The sequence below is a fragment of the Chitinibacter sp. FCG-7 genome (assembly GCF_040047665.1).
GTDB classification, from domain to species: Bacteria; Pseudomonadota; Gammaproteobacteria; order Burkholderiales; family Chitinibacteraceae; genus Chitinibacter; species Chitinibacter mangrovi.
Map to the genome: position 1 here is coordinate 1,108,477 of NZ_CP157355.1, position 24,690 is coordinate 1,133,166.

The 24,690-nt window shown below is 56.0% G+C and carries 20 protein-coding genes; 3 read left to right on the forward strand and 17 right to left on the reverse strand.

From position 1 onward, the window contains the following. Positions 1-61: 61 nt before the first annotated feature. Complete coding sequence (chrA, locus tag ABHF33_RS05115; RefSeq protein ID WP_348945939.1) at positions 62-1,408, reverse strand: chromate efflux transporter; 1,347 nt, start codon at positions 1,406-1,408, stop codon at positions 62-64. A 251-nt stretch (positions 1,409-1,659) separates the two neighbouring features. Between chrA and ABHF33_RS05120 the strand changes: the two genes are divergently transcribed. Next, positions 1,660-3,174, forward strand: a complete 1,515-nt coding sequence (locus tag ABHF33_RS05120) for a YiiX/YebB-like N1pC/P60 family cysteine hydrolase (RefSeq protein ID WP_348945940.1) — start codon at positions 1,660-1,662, stop codon at positions 3,172-3,174. 10 nt (positions 3,175-3,184) lie between these two features. On the opposite strand, the gene ABHF33_RS05125 is transcribed toward ABHF33_RS05120, so the two are convergent. The 12 genes from ABHF33_RS05125 to ABHF33_RS05180 all read right to left on the reverse strand — a co-directional run bounded on the left by ABHF33_RS05125 (position 3,185) and on the right by ABHF33_RS05180 (position 14,735). Further along, the gene (locus tag ABHF33_RS05125; protein WP_348945941.1) at positions 3,185-4,504 is read right to left on the reverse strand and encodes an ATP-binding protein; all 1,320 of its coding nucleotides are present in this window, start codon (positions 4,502-4,504) and stop codon (positions 3,185-3,187) included. Next, positions 4,504-5,199, reverse strand: coding sequence for a response regulator transcription factor (locus ABHF33_RS05130; RefSeq protein ID WP_348945942.1), 696 nt, complete (start codon positions 5,197-5,199; stop codon positions 4,504-4,506). Before ABHF33_RS05130 ends, ABHF33_RS05125 begins: the two co-directional genes overlap by 1 nt. A 5-nt stretch (positions 5,200-5,204) precedes the next feature. After that, on the reverse strand, positions 5,205-5,750 hold the full coding sequence (locus ABHF33_RS05135; protein WP_348945943.1) for a cytochrome b/b6 domain-containing protein: 546 nt from the start codon (positions 5,748-5,750) through the stop codon (positions 5,205-5,207). A gap of 129 nt (positions 5,751-5,879) precedes the next feature. Then, entirely contained in the window at positions 5,880-6,146 is a 267-nt protein-coding gene (locus ABHF33_RS05140) for a PepSY domain-containing protein (RefSeq protein WP_348945944.1), read from the reverse strand. A 90-nt stretch (positions 6,147-6,236) separates the two neighbouring features. Further along, the gene (locus tag ABHF33_RS05145) at positions 6,237-6,656 is read right to left on the reverse strand and encodes a hypothetical protein (protein ID WP_348945945.1); all 420 of its coding nucleotides are present in this window, start codon (positions 6,654-6,656) and stop codon (positions 6,237-6,239) included. After that, positions 6,653-8,005, reverse strand: a complete 1,353-nt coding sequence (locus tag ABHF33_RS05150) for a phosphatase PAP2/dual specificity phosphatase family protein (RefSeq protein ID WP_348945946.1) — start codon at positions 8,003-8,005, stop codon at positions 6,653-6,655. The genes ABHF33_RS05145 and ABHF33_RS05150 overlap by 4 nt, the downstream gene beginning before the upstream one ends. Before the next feature lie 89 nt (positions 8,006-8,094). Then, complete coding sequence (locus ABHF33_RS05155; protein ID WP_348945947.1) at positions 8,095-8,574, reverse strand: hypothetical protein; 480 nt, start codon at positions 8,572-8,574, stop codon at positions 8,095-8,097. 40 nt (positions 8,575-8,614) lie between these two features. Continuing rightward, a complete protein-coding gene (locus ABHF33_RS05160; protein ID WP_348945948.1) occupies positions 8,615-10,420 on the reverse strand; it encodes a bifunctional alpha/beta hydrolase/class I SAM-dependent methyltransferase in 1,806 nt (601 codons plus the stop codon). Then, complete coding sequence (locus ABHF33_RS05165) at positions 10,420-11,061, reverse strand: lysophospholipid acyltransferase family protein (RefSeq protein WP_348945949.1); 642 nt, start codon at positions 11,059-11,061, stop codon at positions 10,420-10,422. Before ABHF33_RS05165 ends, ABHF33_RS05160 begins: the two co-directional genes overlap by 1 nt. Before the next feature lie 140 nt (positions 11,062-11,201). After that, the gene (locus ABHF33_RS05170) at positions 11,202-12,140 is read right to left on the reverse strand and encodes a phosphatidate cytidylyltransferase (RefSeq protein ID WP_348945950.1); all 939 of its coding nucleotides are present in this window, start codon (positions 12,138-12,140) and stop codon (positions 11,202-11,204) included. Then, positions 12,133-12,774 carry a CDP-alcohol phosphatidyltransferase family protein gene (locus ABHF33_RS05175; RefSeq protein WP_348945951.1) on the reverse strand — a complete coding sequence of 214 codons (642 nt, stop codon included), beginning with the start codon at positions 12,772-12,774 and terminating at the stop codon, positions 12,133-12,135. Before ABHF33_RS05175 ends, ABHF33_RS05170 begins: the two co-directional genes overlap by 8 nt. A gap of 635 nt (positions 12,775-13,409) precedes the next feature. Then, on the reverse strand, positions 13,410-14,735 hold the full coding sequence (locus tag ABHF33_RS05180; protein WP_348945952.1) for a multifunctional CCA addition/repair protein: 1,326 nt from the start codon (positions 14,733-14,735) through the stop codon (positions 13,410-13,412). A gap of 97 nt (positions 14,736-14,832) precedes the next feature. Between ABHF33_RS05180 and cysK the strand changes: the two genes are divergently transcribed. Continuing rightward, complete coding sequence (cysK, locus tag ABHF33_RS05185) at positions 14,833-15,762, forward strand: cysteine synthase A (protein ID WP_348945953.1); 930 nt, start codon at positions 14,833-14,835, stop codon at positions 15,760-15,762. A 224-nt stretch (positions 15,763-15,986) separates the two neighbouring features. On the opposite strand, the gene ABHF33_RS05190 is transcribed toward cysK, so the two are convergent. The 4 genes from ABHF33_RS05190 to ABHF33_RS05205 all read right to left on the reverse strand — a co-directional run bounded on the left by ABHF33_RS05190 (position 15,987) and on the right by ABHF33_RS05205 (position 23,096). Next, positions 15,987-18,203 carry a PAS domain S-box protein gene (locus ABHF33_RS05190; RefSeq protein WP_348945954.1) on the reverse strand — a complete coding sequence of 739 codons (2,217 nt, stop codon included), beginning with the start codon at positions 18,201-18,203 and terminating at the stop codon, positions 15,987-15,989. 106 nt (positions 18,204-18,309) lie between these two features. Then, positions 18,310-19,872 carry a threonine ammonia-lyase, biosynthetic gene (gene ilvA, locus ABHF33_RS05195; RefSeq protein ID WP_348945955.1) on the reverse strand — a complete coding sequence of 521 codons (1,563 nt, stop codon included), beginning with the start codon at positions 19,870-19,872 and terminating at the stop codon, positions 18,310-18,312. Between the two features lie 27 nt (positions 19,873-19,899). Further along, complete coding sequence (locus tag ABHF33_RS05200) at positions 19,900-21,468, reverse strand: DUF3369 domain-containing protein (RefSeq protein ID WP_348945956.1); 1,569 nt, start codon at positions 21,466-21,468, stop codon at positions 19,900-19,902. A 14-nt stretch (positions 21,469-21,482) separates the two neighbouring features. Then, positions 21,483-23,096, reverse strand: coding sequence for a sensor histidine kinase (locus ABHF33_RS05205; RefSeq protein ID WP_348945957.1), 1,614 nt, complete (start codon positions 23,094-23,096; stop codon positions 21,483-21,485). Positions 23,097-23,236: 140 nt separating this feature from the next. Between ABHF33_RS05205 and hslU the strand changes: the two genes are divergently transcribed. Beyond that, positions 23,237-24,565, forward strand: a complete 1,329-nt coding sequence (gene hslU, locus ABHF33_RS05210) for an ATP-dependent protease ATPase subunit HslU (protein ID WP_348945958.1) — start codon at positions 23,237-23,239, stop codon at positions 24,563-24,565. The last annotated feature ends 125 nt before the right edge of the window (positions 24,566-24,690 follow it).

The following is a 24,690-nucleotide window of genomic DNA, read 5'->3' on the forward strand; positions in this document are numbered from 1 at the left end:
ATTCACAGCTCATTTGCGGGCGGCGATATTGCCCCCGCAAGCCTGACCGCAAGCCAGCTGATTAAGCGGCCAGGCCGCTCAGGCTGAGTGCGCAGCCTATCAGTGCACTGCCCACAATCACCTCGATCACGCCGCGCTTGAGTTTGAACAAAGCCACAGCGGCGGCCACTGCGATGGCGAGTGCAATCCAGTCGATGCTGCCGCCCTGCACCTCGGGTCGATACAGCACGTGATAAGCAAAAAACAGCGCCAGATTAACGATTACACCCACCACGGCGGCAGTAATCGCCGTGAGCGGCGCGGTCAGTTTCAGATTGCCGTGCGTTGATTCAACCAGCGGGCCACCCGCCAGAATAAACACAAACGACGGTAAAAAAGTAAACCAGGTCACCAGACACGCGGCCACTGCGCCAGCCAGAAACAGGCTGTCGGGGCCAAAAACGCCTTTCACATAGCCGCCGACAAAACCGACAAAAGCCACCACCATAATCAGCGGCCCCGGCGTGGTTTCGCCCAGCGCCAACCCATCGACCATTTGCGTCGGCGTCAACCAGCCATACTGCCCCACCGCGCCCTGATACACATAGGGCAGCACGGCGTACGCGCCGCCAAAAGTCAGCAGCGCGGCCTTGGTGAAAAACCAGCTCATCTGCGTCAGCGTATGCTGCCAGCCAAAATACAGCGTCAGCGCGGCCATCGGCAGCGCCCATAAAGCCAGCCCGGCCAGCACCACGCCGAGCAAACCAGCCCAGCGAAAGCGCGCGTGCGCCGGGGTGGGCGTGTGATCATCAATCAGCGCCGGGCCATACGAAGCCTGCGCTGCCGCGTGGCCGCCACCGGCCTGAAAATACTGCGGCGTGTAATGCCCGCCCAGCCATCCGGCCAGCGCTGCGGCCGCGACAATCAACGGGAAAGGCAGATGCAGGACAAAAATCGCGATAAAGGCAGCAATGGCAATCGCCCACAGCGCGCGGTTTTTCAGCGTACGGCCACCTATCCGGTGCGCGGCTTGCGCCACAATCGCCGTCACCGCCGGTTTGATGCCGTAAAACAACCCGGCTACCAGCGGTACATCGCCAAAAGCCAGATACAGCCAGGATACTGCCACCAGTATTGCCAGCGAAGGCAATACAAATAGAGCTCCTGCAACAATACCCCCTAGTCGCCGATGCATTAGCCAGCCGATATATGTCGCCAGCTGCTGCGCCTCCGGGCCGGGCAGCAGCATGCAGTAATTGAGCGCATGTAGGAAACGGCGCTCGGAAATCCAGCGGCGTTTTTCAACCAGCTCCTGATGCATGATGGCAATTTGCCCGGCTGGCCCGCCAAAGCTCACGCAGCCTAGCCGCAGCCAGAAACGAAAAGCCTGCCAGAAGCTCACGCCACCTGTAGCCTGCGGTGTATTCATTGCTTGTCCTTGTGCGGCAGATTGATGTCTGGGTCGCAGTTTACCCAAGCAGCATGCCAAAATCATGCAAAAGCATAGATTCAATGGTGCTATGTATAGCAGGATCGAAATGACCTGAAATGGATTGGAGCGGATTGGAACGGATTGAAATGGATTAAAGAAGAGATGGGCTGAAATCAGCACACTGTCAGGGCAATTCTTTACAGATTGCGCCAGCAAGGCGATGATTTGCGCCTTGTTGGGGAGGTAATATGTGGCGTTTTTTTCTTGGTGTGGTACTGACACTGGTCTGGCCGCTGAGTGTGCAAGCGGGATCAAGCAGCAGTGAATTTGGCCAGCAGGTGGCCGATCTGGTCGCGCTGCGCACCGAGGCGTATCAGTTTGCCGTCAAACACAAAATCACCGAGCAGAAAACCCCGGCGCTGACCCGCGCACAAAGCAATCAGATGCGCGAGCTGGCGCTGCGCTATATTGCATTGCGTGCGCGTCTGCTGCCCTATGCCAGCGAGATGGCACCGCTCTTTCAAACCAACGTCAAGCTCACGCTGAGCACCGAACACGCAACCAACGCCGAGCAGATTCTGAGCGAGCCGCCACCCAGCATTCAGCGTGGTATCCGCACAGTCTACGTCAACCCCAATGACGCCAAGGGCGCACGGCTGCTGCACGACATCCAGCGCGGCCTTGCTGCGGCATTGGTGCTGATGGACAGCTACCAGATTGCCATCGAACCCTATCGCGACAACGCCACCATCGGCTACCTGCTCACCTACGATGTGCGCAGCAAAACGACGCTGCGCGAGCTATCGAACAATTATTATTCATCCGAATACCGGGTTCGCCTGCAGCGCGCCACGCAGTTTGTCGATCAGCTGATGGCCTATCGACGCAGCCAGGGCAAAGCCGCCAGTGATGATGAAAACAATTATTACGCGCTCAGCCAGAGCACCATCTGGTACGTCACCCTGCATCAGGGCAATCCGCTGGCGCTCACCGGCTCATTGCGCCAGCTGTTCAATACGGTGGGGCAAGGCGAGAAAAAACTGCAAAACACGCTGAGCTACGGCCTGAGCATGGGCTTTGGCAATATGATCGGCCTGGTCAAAACGCGGGGCGGCAAGCTATCCAGACTCAAACCCGATGAAGTGGCGGCGCTGGAAAAGCAGCTTAAACCGCTGGACATCCTGCTGGAAAAAACGCCATTCCGCCTGAGCGACAAAATGATTCCCGGCCATTACGGCCATGTGGCAATCTGGCTGGGCAGCGAGCAGGAATTGCGCGAGCTGGGCATCTGGTCGCAAATCCCGGCGCAATACCAGCAAAGTATCCGCGAAGGTGGGCGAATAGTTGAAGCGCTGCGCAGCGGCGTCACCATCAGCCCGCTGCAACGCTTTCTGGACATCGACGATTTGCTGGTATTGCGCCAGAACGGCGAGATCCGCAGCAACGATCAGCAAACTGCCGCGCTGACTGCGATTGAACAGGTGGGCAAGGAATACGACTTCAATTTTGATGTGCTAACGCACGAACGGATTGTCTGCTCAGAGCTCGCTTACGTGGTTTTCCCCGATCTGCCCTGGCCGCTGGCCAGAACACTGGGCCGCTATACCATCAGCCCCGATAATGTGGCGCAGCTGGCAATCAGGGAAAAGCCGCTGCTCGATCCGGTGATTCTGTATCGTGATGGCACGCCGCTCACAGGTGATTTGCGCAAAACACTGGCCAAGCTCATCGCGCCGGAAAGCAGTGTGATGGCGCAGAAGTAATCACGCCTGATCAGAGCGGTTTGAAAGTGATCCGCACCTGAAAGCCGCCTGCAGGCCGATTGGCAAATTGCAGCGTTGCGCCGTGCAGTTGCGCGATGCGCAGCACGATAGATGCCCCCAGACCCGCACCCGGCATGCGCTGGCCAGCTGGCCGGTAAAAACGCTCGCCCAGCCGCGTCAGCGTTTCTTCGCTCACGCCACAGCCATGATCGAACACCAGCAGCTCACTGCCATGAATTTCAATACCGATCAGCACCTGTTCGCCCGCGTAACGCTGGGCATTGTCCAATAGATTGCGCAGCAATAAATTAAGCAGCAAGGCGTGTCCGGCGATCTGGGCGGGCTGATCGAGCAGCAAATGCGGGGGCTGCGCAGGGATTCCGGCTTCCTGCAGCACTTGCGCAGCCAGATCGGCCAGATTGAGCGGGCTAAAAACGGGGCTATCACCATGCTCAAGACGGGACATTTCCAGCAATTGCGCCACCAGCCGCGTGGTGCGATCAACGCCTTCCAGCGCCCGCCCCAAGGCCCGCTCGCGCGTGTCATGCCGCGGGCTGCCTTGTGCCAGCTCGATTTGCACGCGCAAACCGGCCAGCGGTGTTCTTAGCTCATGCGCAGCATCAGCGGTAAAACGGCGTTCACGCTGCAGCGTGGCGCTAACCTGCGCAAACAGCAGATTCAGCCGGTCGCGCATGGGCACAATCTCGCCTGGTACGTCGAGCGTTAGCGGTGCCAGATTATCCGGTGCCCGCTGCGCCAGCGCCTGCGTCACTTGCTGCAAAGGCTGCAAGCCGCGCCGGATGGCAAACACCAGTAGGGGCAGCAGAAGCAGCAGCGCCAGCAAAGCCGTTTGCCCCAGATGCTCGCTGATTTCAGCCACCACCTTGCGATGGTGGCGTATCGGCTCGGCCACAATCAACTGCCGTTCATCATCCTGCCGTACGCAAATCCGCCACAGCTGGCCTGCCCATTGCAGGGTATGGGGTGCATCGTCCGCTTCGCTTTGATAGGGAATGGCCTGCGCCAGATTGCTCGATTGCAATTGCGCCTCGGTATCATAAAGGGCAAACGCCAGTTGCAGCTTGTGCTGCTGAATATGGGAAGCCTGATAAGGCTTCAGATCGTCATCATCGCCCAGATTCTGCCACAGCATATCGGTGTAGGCAGCGAGTTGCTTATCCAGCAGCTCGGACGTTTCCTTGCGCACTTCGTACAGCAAAACCAGACTAAAGCTCACCCACGATAGCAAGGTGGCGAGCACAATCAGCGCTGTGAGCCGCGATAATAAAGAGCGGGTCAAAAGAGCGCGAAGCCGCTGCAGGCCGAACATCAATAATCCTCGCCTGTCGCCGATGGGCTACCCATGCGCCAGCCCAGACCGCGCATATTCTGAATCGCATCGCGGCCCAGCTTTTTGCGCAAATGCGATAAATGCACATCCAGCGTATTGCTCTCAACCTCGCCGCCCCAGCCATATAGCTTGTCATCAAGCTGGCTGCGCGACAGATAATTGGGCGCATTGGCCAGCAAGACATGCAGCAAGCGAAACTCCATTGCCGTCAGCACCAGCGGCTCACCGTGCAGGGTGGCAGTTTGCCGCGCCGGATCCAGATGCAAGGTGCGCCAGACCAGCTCATTGCCGCTGCGTCCCTGTGCGCGGCGCAACAGTGCATGAACCCGGGCAGTCAGCTCGCCCAGGGCAAAAGGTTTAACCAGATAATCATCGGCACCGGCATTGAGCCCAGTGATGCGGTCTTCAATCCCATCGCGTGCGGTCAGCAGCAAAACCGGCACTTGCTGATAGCGCGGGCATTGAGGCCCACGCAACCAGGCGAGCAATTGCAAACCGGTGAGCCGGGGCAAGGCAATATCGAGCACCAGCAGATCAAATTGCTCGCTGCTGCACAGCGCCGTGCGCGCGGCTTCGCCATCTTGCAGCCAATCGACAGCAAAACCGGCGTCGCTCAGGCCATCCTGCACGCCCTCGCCCAGCAAAATATCGTCTTCGACCAGCAGCACCCGCATTCGATTTAGTCCCTGTCTTTTACCTGCGCATCGTCGTTTAAAGCGCGTTTATAGCCATGTAGCATCGCGGCGGGCAGGCTTTCCTTGTGACGATAACTCTCGATCACGGCCGCCAGCACATGCAACCCCACACCACCCAGCAAGGTATAGGCCAGCACTTCATGCAGCTCTTCGAGCCATTCCTCGCCCCAGAAGGCATCGGTGCCCATCAGATAGCCGGTCATGGCCATGCCCAGCACCATAACAAGCAAAAACAGCATCATCACCGCACCGACCGGGTTGTGCCCCAGATAGCGCGGATGCTCGCCGCGCAGCAGGCTTTGAATATACGGGAATAATCGGCTTGGCAGCGGAAACCAGTCGCTAAAGCGTGCATACCGGCTGCCAATAAACCCCCAAATAATGCGGCTAATCACCAATGCCGCGGCGGCGTAGCCTTCCCAGCGGTGCCAGCTGTCGCCGCCTTCGTTCAGAAAATTGATCAACACCGCCAGCGCCAGCGTCCAGTGCAGCAGGCGAACGACGGGGTCCCATACTTTGATTCTGTTCATGATCGTTACTCCAAGATCATAACTCAGTCACAAGGGTATATACCCACAGTCCTTATTTAATAAGGCCTACAGCTACATACCATGCAATAGCACAGCAGGATGCGGCAATACATCCTGCGCGGGGTACGCTTAGTCGATTTCAGCTTTCACCACATTCAGTGTTTTGGTGTCGAAATACACCTCGGCCTTTTTGCCTTCTTTATTGTGGCCATAAATTTCGTAGCACTCGCCAGAGACTTTGAATTTCTTGATTTTGTAACCCATGCCTTCAATTTTGGCTTTGGCATCGGCTTCTTTCAGCCACTCCGCTTTCGGGTGTTTGGGGCAATCTGCGCCAGCAAAAGTGAATGAAGACAAGGTCAGAGCGGCTACAGCGGTCAAAGTGATAAGTTTCATGTTCAGGCTCCAGAGATTAAAAATGCAATTAGCGTTCAACTGACTGCCAGAACATTTAAACAAAGGAAAATGAAGCGAAACTTAAGCGCATCAAAAAAGATTGCGCGCGAACCACCCCACCAGCAGTACCAGCAGCCAGTACGCCAGCGTTAGCCCCAGAAACCGCAGTAAAAGCTGGCGCGCACCAGCGAGCCGCTGCGCCATGCTTCGGGGTGGATGATGTGCCACTGCACGCCCGAACAGGGCGGCGAGCATCTCATCAAGTGCGTTCTCGTCCAGCTCGCCGCGCGCCATGGCGGCGAATAAATACGCGTCAAACAGCAGCCGCCAGCCGTAGAAAAACTGCAGCAGCGCCACTAGCAACGCCAGCCAGTTGAAGACTGAGGCCGGGAAGGATGTGTTTGCCAGATGCAGCAATGTGGGTAGCATCAGCCAGCACAGGCTGGCGAGCAAAGCCGCCATCACCGCCGCGTGGCGCTGATCAGCATGCGGTAGCGCAAACTCTTTCATTCGCAGTTTCCTCGGCTCGCCCCCTGCCCGGCCCATTCGATCTGGCTGGCATTCAGGTGCACCGCCCGCAGCTGGCGAAGGTGTGCAATCGCCGCGGCAATATCGCTGGCGCGGCCGGTCTGCACCAGCCAAGCCGCGATCACCGTCGCGCTGCGCGAAAAACCCAGCGCGCAATGCACCAGCAGCGGGCCAGTCGTTCGGTCACGCAAGGATTCAATCGCCGCCACACCCTGTGCAATTTCATCGGCATTGGGCGGCAACAAATCAAGCCGTGGTAAGTTGATATACGCCGCCGCAGGATGCACCTGACGCGGGATTTCGGCGCATAAATCGAGCACCGCCGCAAAACGCGGATCGCCTGCCGCCGTGCTCGCCCCCAGCCAGACGCCCTCGGCCACCTCGACCGCTGGCGGCACTTGGCGCAAGAAATACCATCGGCTGAGCGCAGCCCCAAGGCGATACGGCGCGGTGAGCCAACGTACGGCGAACGATGTTTCGCCGCCGATTTTCTGCAACGCGACCGGCCCCAGCCCGCCGTAGGCGGCGGCCACTATCGCCAGCGCCACCGCTGGCCAAGCCAGCAGCCAAGCCCAGCCTTGCAACGACAGTACTACAACGGCAAAAAATGCAGCACCCGCGCCGTAGCGCAGCGCCAGTTGCCGCGATTTTTGGCGTTGCAATGCGATCAGCCCCGCTCGCCATTCGCGCGCCGAGCACCAGACGAGCGGCGGCATCGGCAACAGGTAGCACACCAGCAAGCCCATCGCAAAACCGGTGGGTATATCGATGAAATGATGCTGCCACGTGGTCAGCACCGATATACCGATCAGGGTACACCAGAGATGCAACACGCCGCGCGCCAAGGGATGCGTCAAATACGCAGCAAAACGTAGCCAGATAATAACGAGCAGACTGATATGCAAAGACGGCGCCTGATTAAAGGGCTGATCAATCTGCCCCAGCGCCGCAAACATCGCACCAAACAGCCCATCGACCGCTGGCCTGTCCCAGCCAAAACGCAGCGGCCACAGCACAAAGCAGATCGACGACAGCAAGGTGGCCAGCATCAAGCGCAAGGCCTGCGTGCGCACTTCACGCTGATCAGCGCACAGCAGCAGCGAAAATCCGAACATCAGGTCGATCGACCAGTACGGCACGATGCTCCACGGCCAGAACGGAATGGTGTCGCGCTCCCAAGCAAACACGATGTTGCCGACTTGCTCCGGCGGCAAACTGGTGGCGTATTGATTGGCATTGCCATAAAACAGGAAAAAAGCTGGGCCCGCGAGTAGCAGCCACAATATCGCCGAACGCCACGGCAAGCCATCAGGATGAGTTTGATTTTTCATATCGACAAGCAAGCCATGGGTATACAGATGAGATTCAATCTGGAATTAAGCTACAGAGCAATACCCATAGAGGTATTGTTCGTCACACTTTATGCCGCAGCGTGAATACCCAAGACTGCGCTCAACTCAAGAAAGCGCGCCAGCTTGGCGGTGCGAACCAGAACGACTTGTTTTTCGCGGGCAACTGACTGACTGAAATCGACGACGCTATACGTTGGCGCAAGCTCTTCCTGCACTTTCGCCAAAGCAGCGTCCGCGTTCAACCCGGCCAGATCGGCCACCGTCAAATCGAGTTCATCGTCGCCAAAAGCGTCAACGATCTGCGCATACAGTGCGTCCACTTGCGGCGCGTGGAAAATCAGCCCGCCCTCCAACTGCTCCAGCAGCACCCATTCCCACAATGGCAGCGGGTACGATTCCTGGTATTGCGACCCGGTATCGGCTTGCAAATACGCCACCGCATCGGTATGCGCCTTGAGCACTTCATCGCTCATCGCCGCAATATCCTCGGCATCGAGGCTGCCATCGGCGATGATTTCAAATAGCTCGTTAATGTGTTTTTGATTCATAAAAATCCTTTGCAAAGCCCGCTTTGGGCGGGCTTCAAATTTAGGGCATCACTTCGCCCAGAGCGTCGCGAGTGTTTGAACTGGCGACCGTTGCCGCGATTTTACGCTGTGCAATCGAAACGGTAAAAATTCCCCACTCGTCGATGCGTTGGCCGATTTTTTCAAAGCCTGCTGCGGCGACAAGCTGATCCATTTCGGCCTGCGTGCGGCGGCGCATGACCCAGGCTTTGCCATCTTTGTGGCTGGTCAGCGTGCGGGCAATCATTTCCAGCTGCGGATGCCACGGCTGATTGGTGTAAACCAGATAGCCGCCTTCGGGCACGGCCGCGGCCAAACCGGCGAGCGAGTCGCGGATGCCCTGATTTTCGGGGAATAACTCGTACAGACCCGACACCACCGCCAGCGTCGGCTGCGGGTCTAGCGTTGCCAGACTATCGCGATCAAAGGCATTGCCTTGCGCAAAGCGTGCCTTATCGCTCAGGCCGCGCTGCGCAATCATGGATTGCCCGGCTTTGACGTTGATGTCGCTGTAGTCACGCAGCAGCACATCATCAAAAGGCAGGCCATCAATCGCATCGAGAATATAGCGGCCATGCCCGGCGGCAATATCAACAATGCGCACCGGTTTGCCCGCCGCGTGCAAACTACGCACCGCGTCGCCAATCAGCTCTTGCAAATGGATTTTGCGCTGGCGAATACCGCGCCAGCCCACCGAGTCGAGATAGGCCCGATCGCCGAGCTTGCCCAACGGCGTAATGCCGTTGGCCTGATTGCGATACACATAATCGAGCGTCGAGCCCGAATCAAAACCGGTTTGCCAACCCAATTGAATCCCGCCCGACAATTTGCCGATGCTGGCCAAAGTGCGGCGGGTGATGCCAAATTCCCAGCGTTTGGGGCTGAGCAGGCTCAAAGGCTGCTGCAGGGCGCGATACTCGTTATAGGTATAGCCATGTACGTCAGCCTGGCTTAGATCCTGAGGCAATACCCCCAGATCAACTTTGGTGATAAAACTGCGGATCAGCGCAAAGGCTTTTTCGCGCTCCAGCTCGCCCAGCGTGTCGTGATAAAAGCCGTCGAGAACGTGTTTTTCTTTCACAGTAGAGCCCAGGCGTTCGAAAAACTCGTGCTGTGGGCCGTGGTGCACGACAAAATCCGCGCCCGAGATCAGCACTTGTGTCGGCACAGTGATCGCGCCCGCGTCGTCGATAATGCGCTCAGCAGTTTCATACAGCGCCAGCAAAATATGCGAGGCAATCGGCCGCGTGATCAGCGGGTCGCGCTCATAGCTGGCGATGCGTTCGGGATCGTGGCTCAGAAAGCGCGCTTTAACGTAGGAATTCACAAAAAACTGGCCGCGCAATTTTTGCATCAAGGCAATGCCGGTGCGCGCTGCGGGGACATACAACTTCACTTTAAACGCAGGAGCAGCCAGCACCAGAGCACGGATATTCGGCGCGTAATCGTGCACCCAAGTACTCGCCAGCACTGCGCCGACGCTTTGCGCGATCACGATAATATCTTGCGGCGCGTAACCATGTTCATGCGTAATGTGTTTGATAAAGCAATCCAGATCGCGCACGGTGCTGGCCAAGCTCGGCGAATAGCCACGCTTCCCTTCATTGCGGCCATGGCCGCGCGCGTCCCAGGCAAAGAAAGCCGCGTCGTCCAGACCCAGCTCGTCAACAATATGCTGAACGCGTCCGGAGTGTTCGTGACCACGGTGCAGCAAGACCACGGCCCGCCGTGCCCCGCCCTCGCCTGCAGCAGGCCAGTGGCGGTAAAAAATCCCGTGCTGATCAAACGATGAAAACTGGCTTTCCTGACATTCACGGATTTGACGCATCAAACAGACTCCTGTGTGGGAAGAACTTTCTTGCGTAAAGATTGAAATTGTTCGGCAATTTGCGCCTTAAACAGCGGACGCTCGGGCAGCCAGGGCAAAGGCCGGCCTATCGCGACATCAACAAAAAACGGAATCGGCAACCACTGCCCGCGCCCCATTGCGCGGCCAAGCCCGTGCATATACACCGGCACAATCGGTGCTTCGGGAAACTCCTGTGCCAGATACCACAGGCCCGATTTAATTTCGGAGAGCTGCTCAGGCTCACCGCGCGTGCCTTCGGGAAATAAAATCAGCACCTTGCCTTGCTGCAGGGCTTCGCGGCAGCCCGCTAATGGATCGCTGCCTTTTTTGGCGCCACCGCGCTGCACCGGAATAATGCCGATCACCTGCGTGGCAAACCACGCCAGCGCACGATTGCGCAAAAAATAATCCGCCGCCGCAGCCGGGCGAACATTGGTGATGTCTTTTAAATCAAACAGCGAATACAACGTGAGAATATCGAGATGGCTATTGTGGTTGGCGATGACGATTGCCGGGCCTTGGTGCGGCAGGCGATCGGCATTGCGCACCGTCAGCCCCAGCCACAGCTTCACCACCGGGCGCGCCACCAGCAGGACAAATAAGGTTCTGAGATTGAACATACTTCCCCTAAGTATTGAGAAGTTCGACATTCAAATTAATTCGAAATCCAAAAGCATGCAGGCAAGGCGTGCGGCCGTAGACAGTACATCGAGTACGGCAAGGCCGTAACAACGCAGCATGCATGCTTTTGCCTGAACTTCTAGAAGTAGAGGTAACGAATAAAGTGGAAAAATAGCGGCGCGGTATAGGTCAGTGAATCGAGTCTATCCAGAATACCGCCGTGGCCGGGCAATAGCGTCCCAGAGTCTTTGACGCCCAAATCACGCTTCACCGCCGAAATCACAATATCGCCAATAAAACCCATGGTGCCGATCAGCACGCCAGCGCACGCGGCATACAGCGGTGACAGTGGCGTCAGATACGGCGCGATCAGCCAGGCCAGCAAGGTCGTCGTGAAAATCCCGCCCAGTAATCCACCCAGGGTTTTATTCGGGCTAACCGTCGGGCTGGCTTTGCGCCGACCGATTGATTTGCCCCATAGATACTGCGCGACATCGTTGGCTTGCGTCAGCGCGACCAGAAAAAATACCAACTTCGCGCCTTCCGCAGGCGAGCCAGGCAAAGTGAGCAGCGCGGCCAGATGCGAGAGGCTAAAGACGCAAATCATCAAGCCCCAGTGCAAAGACGAAGCCGACTGGAGAAAGCCTTTGGTTTCACCAATCAAGACCATGCGCATCGGCAACAGCAACAACATATACACCGGAATAAACAGCACAAACATGCCGTACCAAGCAATGCCGATCCAGAAATATTGCAATGGAATCGCCAGATACGCCCAGAACAGCACCACATGGTCGGCTTGGCGGGTATTTGATAGCGTTAGATATTCTTTAAACGCCAGAAAACTGATCAGGCCAAATACCGCCAGTGCAATCTGCAATTGCCCGATCAGCGTGAGCGAAAACACCAGCACAATCCACCACCAGGTGTTAATCCGCGCTTTAAGCTCGCGCCAATCTTTGCCGGGATAACGCACGCCCAGCAGCGCAATCGCGCTACTGGCGACAAGAAGTAGCGCAAACACGGCAAGCAGCGCCCAGCGCAGCTCTGGCGCCATCTGTAGCAGAAATTCAGGCATGTTTTACCTCGCTTAAAATGGCGCGGGCACGCTTGATGCAGGTAAGCAGCAATAACAGCGTGAACGCCGCAAACACCCAACTCAGCACTGATGTACCGCTGGGCAGCCAAGCCAAACCATGCGCCAGCCCCAGCACGCCCAGTACAAAAGCTCGGTCACTTTTACCCAGCGGGCCGTCATAACGGCGGCTTGCGCCTAGCATGGGGCCAAGCACAGCGATGTATTCGGTCAGAATCGATAAAATCAGCGAGGCCAGAATCAAGGGCACGGCCAGCGCCTCATCCAGCTGCCAGGCCAGAATCATAAATGGCAGTAGCAGCGCCGCATCAGCGAGCACATCGCCCACTTCGTTCAAAATTGCGCCCAGATGGCTTTGCTGCCCGTGCTCACGCGCCAACATGCCGTCAATCGCGTTCAAGGCCATGCGGATAAATAGCCAGATGGGTAATGACAACCAGACCCAGCTTGCTTCACTGTGCAATAGCGTTGCCATACCCAGCACAACGCCCAGCGCCACCGAAACCAGCAGCGCGGCCATAGTCACCGCGTTCGCAGTGACACCCAGACGCGCCAGCTGACGCACCAGCGGGCGTAGCAGCTGCTGAAAAGTGGATTTGAGTTGATAAATCGACATTCATTGGGAGGCCAAAGTCATGATGCCGACATTATTATCATCGTTTTAACGTAATTGAAACCCGAAAGTGATGTAAGTTGCAGGACCTGAATTGACCAAACTCGAAACGCTAAGCGATTATTTCTTCAGTGAAAACAGGCATTTCCCCGCCCAATCGGGCTAGCCCCCGCCAAGATTTGAACTGATAATTCAAAGGCTTAAACCATAAGTACAAACCCGTAGATCACAGGGGCTTTCACACCATGCCCGAACCGGATCAGCAGCCTGCGCTGGCGCAGCTCTGTGTAAAAATACAGCGCAGAGGCAAAAAAAAACCGACCCAAAGGTCGGTTTCAAATCAAGAGCAAATACTCCCGATGTGCGCAAAAATCAGTTAGAGAAACTCTAACTACAGATCAAATGGTTCGCAAAAACCAAGCAACTGCTTGCCAAGATGGGCCACCTCAGCCAGCAGATCAATCTGGGAAGGATAATACCAGAAGAGCTTTGGCGATTAGAATAGCACTGTGCCAAAATTGTGCGCTATACCACACAGAAACCGCATAAAAGCTGGAAAAATACGGGATTACCCGTACAAAAACGTCCCTATTCCAAGCGGGAAAACTGGTATCAAACCAGTTTTTAAAACGATCATTTCAGGCCTCAATCAAGATCGCCGCCTTGATCGCAGCGATTCTGGCGGCCTCCACCGCCTGTGGGATCTGCTTTTTATCGCTGCATTGCTGCGCAATTTCACCGGCATTGACCGCATTGGCCGCCGCCAGCAAGCGGCGCAAATAGTCGGGCTGCGGATAATCACAATCTTCAAACTGGTAACGGCCGCGTGCGTCGGCCAGACAGGCATCGAGCATTTGATTAAAGCGTTCTGGGCGGCGGAATGCGTCACAGCGGATAAACAGCTTAAGTACGGTTTCGGCGCGCAATTGCTCGGCTGTATGCACCAGCGTGTGCTCGCGACACGTCATCACCGCCAGATCGCGACAATCGCTGGGCACGCGCAAACGCTGGCACAGCGCCTCAACCTGCGGCACTCCGCGTGATTCATGCTGGATATGACGCGGCAAAATATCGGCTGGCGTCAGCGCCTTGCCCAAGTCGTGGCACAAGGCCGCAAAGCGCGTGGCGAGAGGCCAGCTCTGCGCTGCGCTAGAGTCCTGTCCGAGCTGCGAGTCTTGCGCGGCGGGAGAATCCGAACCGAGCCGTGCGCCTTGCGCGGCGGTAGGATCGGTTCCCAGATGCCTCCGCTGCGCGGCGGCATAGTCGAGCACCAGCATGGTGTGCAGGCCGGTATCGACTTCGGGGTGATAGTCGGCGCGTTGCGGCACGCCCCACAGTGCGTCGATTTCCGGCGCAATGCGCGCCAGCGCGCCGCATTCTCTGAGCACCGCAAACATCAGGCTGGGCTTGTCTGCCATCAGGCCTTTGGCCAGTTCCTGCCAGACGCGCTCGGGCACCAGATGATCGGCTTCGCCATCGGCGACCATTTGCCGCATCAGTGCCATCGTTTCCGGCGCGGTGCTAAAACCAAATCTGGCAGCAAATCGGGCAAGGCGCAAAATGCGCACCGGGTCTTCGGCAAATGCAGGCGAAACATGGCGCAAAATTTTGGCTTTCAAATCGGCCTGACCATTGAATGGATCAATTAAATTGCCGTTGGCGTCTTCCGCGATGGCATTGATTGTCAGATCGCGGCGCAGCAAGTCTTCCTCCAGCGTCACCTCCGGGCTGGCATGAACAGTAAAACCAGTATAGCCGTGACCGCTTTTACGCTCAGTGCGTGCAAGCGCATACTCCTGACGGGTATCTGGATGCAGAAACACCGGAAAGTCTTTGCCGACGGCCTGATAGCCCAGCTCAAGCATTTGCTCCGGCGTTGCACCGACCACCACCCAGTCAATGTCTTTGACGGGCAAACCCAATAAACGGTCGCGCACAGCGCCGCCAACGCGATAGATTTGCATCTGCATATCCTTAGTTTCAAGAGTTACTTCAACTGATCTGGCAAGTAAGACTACAATCTGCTGATTATCCCCTAATTCACCTCAAGGATGGACACGTATGAAAATCGCCAATAATGTCACCGAATTGATCGGCAAAACGCCGCTGGTACGCCTGAATCGCATCAACGACGGCGGCGCGACCATCGTCGCCAAGCTTGAATACATGAATCCTTCGCATTCGGTCAAAGACCGGATCGCGGTCAGCATGATCGACGCCGCCGAAGCCGCTGGCAAAATCGGCCCGGACACGGTGATTGTCGAGCCGACCTCGGGCAATACCGGCATTGGTCTGGCGATGGTCTGCGCGGCGCGCGGCTACAAACTGGTGCTGACGATGCCGGAAACGATGTCGAAAGAGCGTCGCGCACTGCTGCGCGGCTATGGTGCCGAATTGATTCTGACACCCGGCCCCGAAGGCATGGGCGGCGCGATTGGCAAAGCCAAAGCATTGACCGAAGAGCACGCCAATTACTTTATGCCGCAGCAATTTGAAAACCCGGCCAATCCGGAAATTCACCGCAACACCACCGCCGTTGAATTGTGGGAAGACACCGATGGCCAGATCGATATTCTGATTTCCGGCGTAGGCACCGGCGGCACGATTACCGGCGTTGCCGAAGTCATCAAGGCGAAAAAACCATCATTCCAGGCGATTGCCATCGAGCCCGATGCCAGCCCAGTACTCTCCGGCGGCGCCAAAGGCCCGCACCCGATTCAGGGCATTGGTGCCGGTTTTGTTCCGGCCGTGCTCAACACGCATATTTATGATGAAGTGATTCGCGTAACGAACGACGATGCATTTGCCACAGCACGTGCGATGGCAACGCAGGAAGGTATTTTGTGCGGCATTTCAGCAGGCGCAGCAACCTGGGCAGCGATTCAAGTTGCACGCCGCCCGGAAAACGCGGGTAAATTGATTGCGGTGATTATTCCATCGTTTGGCGAGCGTTATTTGTCGACCAAGCTGTTTGAAGGCTTGGCCGATTAAGGCTGCGGCGAGCTGACACCGAAAAACAAAGCAGTGCTATAAAATCAATGGGTATTGCCATGTAGCCTCGATTAAATAAGGGCTACGCAGCAATACCCATTCTTATTTCACCGTACAAAAGTCTTCCAGCAAGGCATCGACGCCGCAGGCAGTACAAGTAGTACGGCAAGGCGAGATAACGATGCTGGAAAACTTTTGGTTTACTACTTAAGACAAAATCATTACTAATTAATCATCAACTCAACCCTGTCGTCCAGATCCCGCCAGTTGCTGATATCGCGGAAAACCAGCACCGCGCCGATGGTACGGGTTTGCTCGTCACGAATCCGGGCGGCGGATTCTTCCACCTGAAAATTAAGCCCGAATTTATTGAGCAGCACGCTGCGCCGCGTGCCGTGATATTGACCACCCTCACGCAACACTTCATCCACCAGATCAGGCAAAGGCAAGCGGCTCAGGCGATCAACCGATTGGTAAATCACCGACAGCAATTGCCCCTTGGCCGATGCCAGCTCCCAGCCGACCAGCGATGAAGCCACCGGGTTAATGTAATCGACCCGCCCATAAATATCGGTAGTAATCACGCCATCGGCAATCGACTCCAGCGTGGCCTGCGCGCGCTGCTGCTCGGAAAGCAGCGCTTTTTGCGCCATCCGCACGGCAGTGACATCGCGCCCGATGCCACGATAACCCGTGAACTGGCCTTCGGCATTAAAACAAGGAAAGCCCGAAACGCTGACAATAATGGTTTCACGGCCCAGCGTGGATGAATATTCAAAATCCCGATAAGGCAATTGTTTGGCCAGAATGGCGCGGTGCTCGTCCCATTGCGCCTGACTCAAACCGCCCGAGCCCAGATCCCAGCGCCGCTTGCCAATAAAGAAGCTAGGCGACACATCAAAACGGCTAAAAAATCCGCCTGTCACCAGTGTAAAGCGAGCCTCGGTGTCTTGCTCCCAAAACCAGTCGCTCGAAAGCTCGACCATTTCGGACAGGCGCTGGTTGGATGCTCTTAGCTCCAGATACTGGGCATAGGATTCGGAAACATCGCGCACCTGCATGGCGATCGCGACCGGCTGCAAGATTTCATTGCGCACTGGCTGCACTGCCACATCAAGCTGTCGCCCCTCTGAATCACCCGGCGGATAATGCAGCGAAAAAGTGGACGAATGCGTCAAATCGCCCAGCTCGGACTGGCTAAGCAGCACATCATACTTGCCCAGCAGATCATGCTCATCAGGAGCAAACCACTGCTGCGCCATGGCATTGGCATAAATAATCTTGCCGTCGGGCTGACGCAATACCAGAGCATCGCGGCTATTTTGCACTGCCTGCATCAATAGCTGGCTTTGCTGCTGGCGCAATTGCTCGTCGCCTTGCGCCTTCATCAGCATTTGCAGCGACCACTGCCGCGACAGATATAAAAACTGCATCAGGGCGGCGACCAGAATCAGGCTTAGCGTGGCAATCACGGCCACCATGATCAGCCATTCATTTTCTTTTTCGCTCCAGACGGGGAGCAAAGAATGCAGATCAATCCGCCATTGGCGTCCGGGCAGGTGTACCAATTGCGTCATTGATTGCGACGCGGCAGCGCCCACTGTCGTTGCGCTGCGCATGACTTCGCTGGCGGCACGCGCTTTAAGCCAAGTTTGCAGTGCATAGCCCTGATCAAATAGTTGCCAGCTTAAATCGTGCTCCTCCAGCACGCGGCTGATCGGGCGCAATATCTCGTTAAGCCGGACATAAACCAGCACCGTACCAACATGATGGGTGCGCCGCTCGACCACGGTGGGCTCGACGGGCAGATTGACATAAATGGGTGCAAACAGGCAGAAAACAGGCTCATCGTGCTGATCCAGCCGGATGACGGGGCTGGCCAGCATGCGCCCGGTATCGCGGGCAATGCCCATGCCCTCTTTCAAATCATCCGATTCGGCCAGATTGCTACCAAGAAATTGCTCGGTCAGGCGGTTGATCGGGTACAGATGCTCCAGCACCAGCAAGGGCGAGTCGCCCACAACAGGCTTGGCGGTGAAGTTTTTGTAAGGTAGCGGCGCAACCCGCTTATCGGCGCGCACCGCTGCCAGATACTGCGGCAGATCAGTGTGAGCCACGGGTCTGGCCAAGGCGACGGCCAGCAAGCTGGGGTGACGATACATGACATTGCTTTGCAGCAATAAATTGTAGAACTGCTGGCGATCAAGCTTGGGATTGAGCGTCAGGGCGGCCTGCAAACCGAGCAGCACTTCCTGCTGCTGCACCAGCCGCGCCTCAAGCTGGGCGGCCTGTACGGCACCGATCATTTCCAGCCTGTTTTGTGCCGCGGCTTGAATCTGCTTCTGAATTAGTAGCAGCGTGCCGGCGATCACCAGCAATCCGGCCAGCAATACCGAGAAAAAGACAAAGTAGCGTCGGAAAAATGCCCAGATCAAGTGCAAAGCCAACTCCTTGGTCGATCAAAAAAGGGGCATAAAGCCCCTTTTATTCTTACAGTATATTTCCCAGCCTCCAAGCATGATCTCTTTCTACGGGGTTAATTACAACTTAATTCGAGCCCAAGAAAAGCTGGTAAGCCTGATTTTGGGTTTCCACCCAGTACGGATAACCCAAACGGGACAGGAACTCCTGAAAATGCGCATCGTCTTCGGGTGGTACCTGAATGCCAACCAGCACGCGGCCATAGTCTGCGCCGTGATTGCGGTAGTGGAACAAGGAAATATTCCAGTTATCGCTCATACCATTGAGGAAATTGAGCAATGCACCCGGGCGCTCAGGGAACTCGAAACGGATCACCCGCTCGTGCAAGGCCTGTGGCGCTTGCCCGCCGACCAGATGGCGAATATGCAGCTTGGCCATTTCGTTGTCGGTCAAATCCAGCGCGGGCAAGCCCTCGGCGGCCAGTTTCTCGATTAATTCGACCACTTCGCTGCGTTGCTGAATCGACAGCCCCACAAATACATGCGCTTGCGTATCTGAGCCATAGCGATAGTTAAATTCGGTCACCGCCCGTGCGCCGATCAGGCTGCAGAATTTACGGAAGCTGCCCGGCTGTTCCGGCACGGTCACGGCCATAATCGCTTCGCGCTGCTCGCCCATTTCAGCCTGTTCGGCCACGTAGCGCAGACGATCAAAATTCATGTTTGCGCCTGAAGCAATCGCCACCAGAGTCTGCCCCTGCACGCCTTCACGTGCCGCCCAGGCTTTCATGCCAGCGATCGCCAGCGCACCCGCGGGCTCCAGAATCGAGCGATTGTCTTCAAATACGTCTTTGATCGCTGCGCACATCGCGTCGGTATCGACCAGAATCACATCGTCAACAAACTGTCGCGACAGGCGGAAAGTCTCTTCTCCCACCTGCTTGACTGCAACACCGTCGGCAAAAATACCAACCTGCGGCAAAGTGATACGCTCGCCTAATTTGAGCGACAAATACATTGCATTGGCGTCGGTTGGCTCAACACCAATGACTTTCACATCGGGACGCAAGCGTTTGATATACGCGGCCATCCCTGCCAGCAAGCCGCCACCGCCGACCGGAATAAAAACGGCATGAATCGGATCGGGATGCTGGCGCAGAATTTCCATCGCCACTGTACCCTGCCCGGCGATGACATCAGGATCATCATAAGGATGAACAAAAGTGGCACCGGTTTCGGCCGCCAGCTTGACAGCGTGCTCGTAACAATCGGAGTATGACTCGCCAACCAGCACCACCTCTGCGCCTCGGCGGGATACCGCCTCGACTTTAATGCGTGGCGCAGTGGCTGGCATCACGATGGTGGCACGGCATTGCAGATGTTGCGCTGCCATGGCAACGCCTTGTGCGTGATTTCCAGCTGACGCGGCGACCACACCGCGCTCAAGATCGGCACGGCTCAATTGCGCCATTTTGTTGTAGGCACCGCGAATCTTGAACGAAAAAACCGGCTGCATGTCTTCGCGTTTGAAATACACCGTATTACCAATACGGCGCGACAAATTCGGCGCAAAATCCAGTGGAGATTCAACCGCTACGTCGTAAACCCGGGCGGAAAGCGTGCGTTCAAGATAGTCTTTAGTCATATCGGTCTGGCCAAAATGGGCGAAATGTCGTCGCAATTCACCCATTTTAACCTTAAAAGAGACCGAACGATTTCAATGATCAGTTAAACCTTGTCTGATTTCTTCGATTTTGGGCAGACAATTGAAAAAAGCCTCCACGACGCGTGGATCAAAATGCTGCCCCGAGCCTTCGCGTATAGTCTCCAGCACCTTGGCGCGCGGCCATGGATCTTTGTAGCAACGCGCGTGCGTCAGCGCATCGTACACATCGGCGAGCGCAATAATCCGCCCCGCAATATGAATTTCTTCGCCTTTGAGCTTGCGCGGATAACCCGAGCCATCCCATTTTTCGTGATGTTCATGCGCAATAATGGCCGCCATTTTCAAAATCCGGGGTTTGGATTCGCGCAGCATGTCATAGCCCAACTGGGCATGGGTATCCATGATGGCGCGCTCTGCAGTATCAAGTGGGCCGGGCTTATTGAGCACCATATCGGGAATGCCCACTTTGCCGATATCGTGCAAAGGACTCGCTGCGCGGATAATTTGCGCTTCTTCTTCACCCAGCCCCAATTCCAGCGCCAGCACATAGGAAAATTCGGCCATGCGGTGGATATGCTTGCCGGTATCTTTGGAGCGGTTCTCGATGACCTCGGAGAGCTGGTAAATAATGCTGCGCTGGGTGTCTTCGATTTCCTTATTCAACATCAGGTTTTCATAGGCAATCGAGACATTTTTGCAAAACAGATCAACCAGATTGGCATCCGGATGCGATAGCTCAACCGGCCCATCAATAATCAGCAGATTAATCGGGCCGTGCGGCGAGAGGAAAAAGCCGACAAAATGATCACTGGCAAAAACGCTTTGCTGCTTGGCAATGGCCTCGTCAATCGAAGGCTGCAGGCGGCTTAATTCGGTCTGCCCAAGTGGGCGGCCACAATATTGTTGATACCCCCCGGTAGCATACATCACCATCACCTGATTATCATGGGTTAATGCAGCCATACCCCCATTCACAACCAGATACAAAGCATCTTGTTCGAAGAACAACAATGATTGCAGCTGCTCAAGCACGCCCTGGGCAAATTGCTGGATGGATTGCAAACGGAAAATACTGGTCGACGCATCAACCACTTTGATCAGGCCACGGCGGTTGGCATCAAGCTGGCGGCGCTGATGCTCGATCAGCATGATGTCGTTGTACGAGCGCAGCGTACCTAGCACCGAGGTATACAGCTTGTCGCGGGTCAGCTCGGTTTTGGCTTTGTAATCATTGATGTCGTAATTTTCAATCACATGGCGCTCGGGCGCTACGCCCGGTTGTCCGGTACGCAAGATAATGCGGATATGATGATTATCCAGCGTTTCGCGGATTTCGCGCGCTACCACCAGGCCCGCATCTTCGGTTTCCATCACCACATCAAGCAAAACCAGCGCAATATCATCACGCGATGCGAGCAAGGCTAATGCTTCCTTGCCTGAATAACAGGACAGGATATTGAGTGGACGCTTGAGAAAATCGATATTGGACAAGGCCAGTTTGGTGACATGGTGGATATCGGGTTCATCATCCACCACCAGGACATTCCAGGGTGCTACTTTGACGGCATGATCATCCTGCGTGTCGTCTTCCAGCCAGTTATCATCGTCAAGCATATTCATTCCAAACGTCTCCCTTATAAGACTCGGGGAAAAAGAATCACAAAACTTGCCCCACCGCCCGGCGTTTCTTCAATGCTAATAGTGCCTTTTAATTGGGCGACGACCAAGTTATGGACAATACTCATTCCCAAACCGCTGCCACCTTGTCCCCGCTTTGTAGTGTAGAACGGCTCAAATACTTTTGCTCGAACACTTGGCGCAATGCCCACGCCATTGTCGATAAAGCGCAACTCGACAAATCGGTCGCCATACGGTGCGGCCTGAATCATGATGCTCCCCACCTGATCGGGTGGAAAAGCATGCAGGATGGCGTTATTGAGCAGATTATTCAGAATTTGCGTAAACGCGCCCGGATAGGTACGCACCATCAACTCGGGCGGGCAGGCCAGCTCAACGTGATGCGGCGTTTGCTTCAGGCTTGGTTTCAGCGATTGCAGGATTTCGTCCAGATACGCCCCCAGATTGAATTCGCGCAGCGCATCGGAGGTCTGATCGACCGAGATATTTTTAAAGCTGCGAATCAGCGCAGCTGCATTATCACAGTGTTTCAAGATCAGACCGCTGGCCTCCTGCGCCAGCCCCAGATAATGCTGCAGATCGGTTTTTTTCAGCTGGCCTTCCTGAATTTGCGCCACGATCGCCTGCGTATCTTCGCTTAAAGTCGACGCGGCGGTGAGCGCAATACCCAGCGGGGTATTGACCTCGTGCGCCACCCCCGCTACGAGCGATCCCAATGCGGCGAGCTTTTCCGACTCAATCATCTGCAGCTGGGCGCTGCGCAATTGCGCCACCGCCAGCTCGGCGGCATCCTTGGCGGCAGAAAGATCGGCCGTCGCGCGCCGCTGCTCAGTAACATCGGATTGCGCACCGACCACATTGAGAATTTGCCCCTCAGCATCGCGGTAGGCCACCGCACGCGACAAGATATTGAGCCAATGCCCTTCTTTGTGCTGCATTCTGAATTCAGCTTCCTGCACACAATGCTCGGCCATTTGCCGTGCCTGCAAAAAGGCAGAAAAACGCTCGCCCACCGCGCTGACATCATCCGGATGAATCAGCGCATACAAGGTGGCGGCTTCATCGCGCAACTCATGCTCGGCGTATCCCAACATGTTTTTCCAGCGTGGCGAGAAATACCAGCTGTCTTTGCCCACATCCCACTCCCAGATGCCATCGCCTGTAGCATCGAGCGCCAGAGACCAGCGCCGCTCCGAGCGGCGCAGCTGCAAGCCCATTTCATTAATCTCGTCGAGCGCATCGGCAAATAATTCATTCTTGTTATTGAGCTCGATAATGGCCCGATTTTGCTCGCTCAGAATAGGCTGCAGCGCACGCAATAAGGGCGCAAAAAATCCGCTTAAACCCGCCAGTTGCTGATCATTGAGCTGCCCCAGGGTGGGCAAGAGATGCACTGCTTCACGCAAATGCTGCTGAATCAGCGAATATAAAAACAGCATGGGTATTGCCATCAACAATAGGTGAATCAATGCTAAAACGGCAATACCCCATAGGCCAATAGAATAGAAACCCGCTTGCAGGCAATAAATATCAGTCGCCAGCAGCAGCCCGAACATCAGGGCCAACAGGGTGCGCAAGGGGCGGGATGCAAAGAGTGGATCGGCTTTCAACACTCGGCTCGATTCGTTAGGGTTTCTCCACTATAGACAATCAGCCGCGCAACACCGCGCGGGAAATCTCGTCCAACGCATCTTTAAAACTGGCACGCCTGCCCTGATCTCTTGCTTATTCGTTTTAAAGGATCGCCAACATGACGCAGATGACGCCGCAGGAAATCGTTCACGAACTCGACAAGCACATTGTCGGCCAGGCCGCAGCCAAAAAAGCCGTAGCGATTGCGCTCCGCAACCGCTGGCGCCGCCAGCAAGTGGCCGAGCCACTGCGCCATGAAATTACACCAAAAAACATCCTGATGATCGGCCCCACTGGCGTGGGCAAAACCGAGATCGCCCGCCGTCTGGCCAAGCTGGCTGATGCGCCTTTCATCAAGGTGGAAGCGACCAAATTCACCGAGGTCGGCTACGTTGGCAAAGACGTCGACAGCATCATCCGCGATCTGATGGAAATCGCGATCAAACAGGTGCGCGACGTGGCGATCAGCCGCAATCGCGTCCGCGCCGAAAACGCCGCCGAAAATCGCATTCTGGATGTACTGCTGCCACCACCAGCGACCAACAATAACTACGGCAGTGTGAATGGCGAAGACCCGATGGCGGAAACGCGGCAGAAATTCCGCAAAATGCTGCGCGAAGGCAAATTTGACGACAAGGAAATCGACATCGAAGTCGCCGCCGCCGTACCGACCATGGAAGTGTTGAGCCCGCCGGGAATGGAAGATTTTTCCAGCCAGATCCAGCAAATGTTCAAAGGCGCGATGGGCGGCAAAACCAAAACGCAAAAAATGAAAGTGACCGATGCGCTGAAACATCTGATCGAGGAAGAAGCCGCCAAGCTCGTGAACGAAGACGACGCCAAAGCCGAGGCGCTCAAGGCGGTCGAGCAAAACGGCATTGTGTTTATCGACGAGATCGACAAGGTGACGACGCGATCCGAAGGCAGCGGCGGTGAAGTCTCACGCCAAGGCGTGCAGCGCGATTTGCTGCCACTGGTGGAAGGCACCACGGTCACCACCAAGTACGGCATGGTGAAAACCGACCATATTCTATTTATCGCCAGCGGCGCTTTCCACCTTGCCAAACCGTCCGATTTGATTCCCGAGCTGCAAGGCCGTTTCCCGATCCGTGTTGAGCTTAACTCGCTGACTGTGGACGATTTCGCCACCATCCTCACCGGCACCGACGCTTGTCTGGCCAAGCAGTATCAGGCGCTACTGGCCACCGAAGAGATCGAGGTGAATTTTAGCGATGACGGGATCAAGGAAATGGCGCAAATGGCGTGGTCGGTGAATGAAAGCACCGAAAACATCGGCGCGCGCCGTCTTTACACCATCATGGAGCGCCTGCTGGAAGACGTGTCTTTTGACGCCAAGCGCGGCGCGGTGAATGTGGATGCGAGCTTTGTGCAGCAAAAGCTCGGCAATCTGGCTGGCAACGAAGATCTGGCCCGCTATATGCTGTAACGCAGCGCAGACACCGATCACCCAATATACACCACACTGTATTGCCCTGTAGAGCAAAATCATCAACACCTACAGGGCAATACCCCCTTTGCGCTAGCCGCCTATTCAGATTTTTCCTCAAGTCT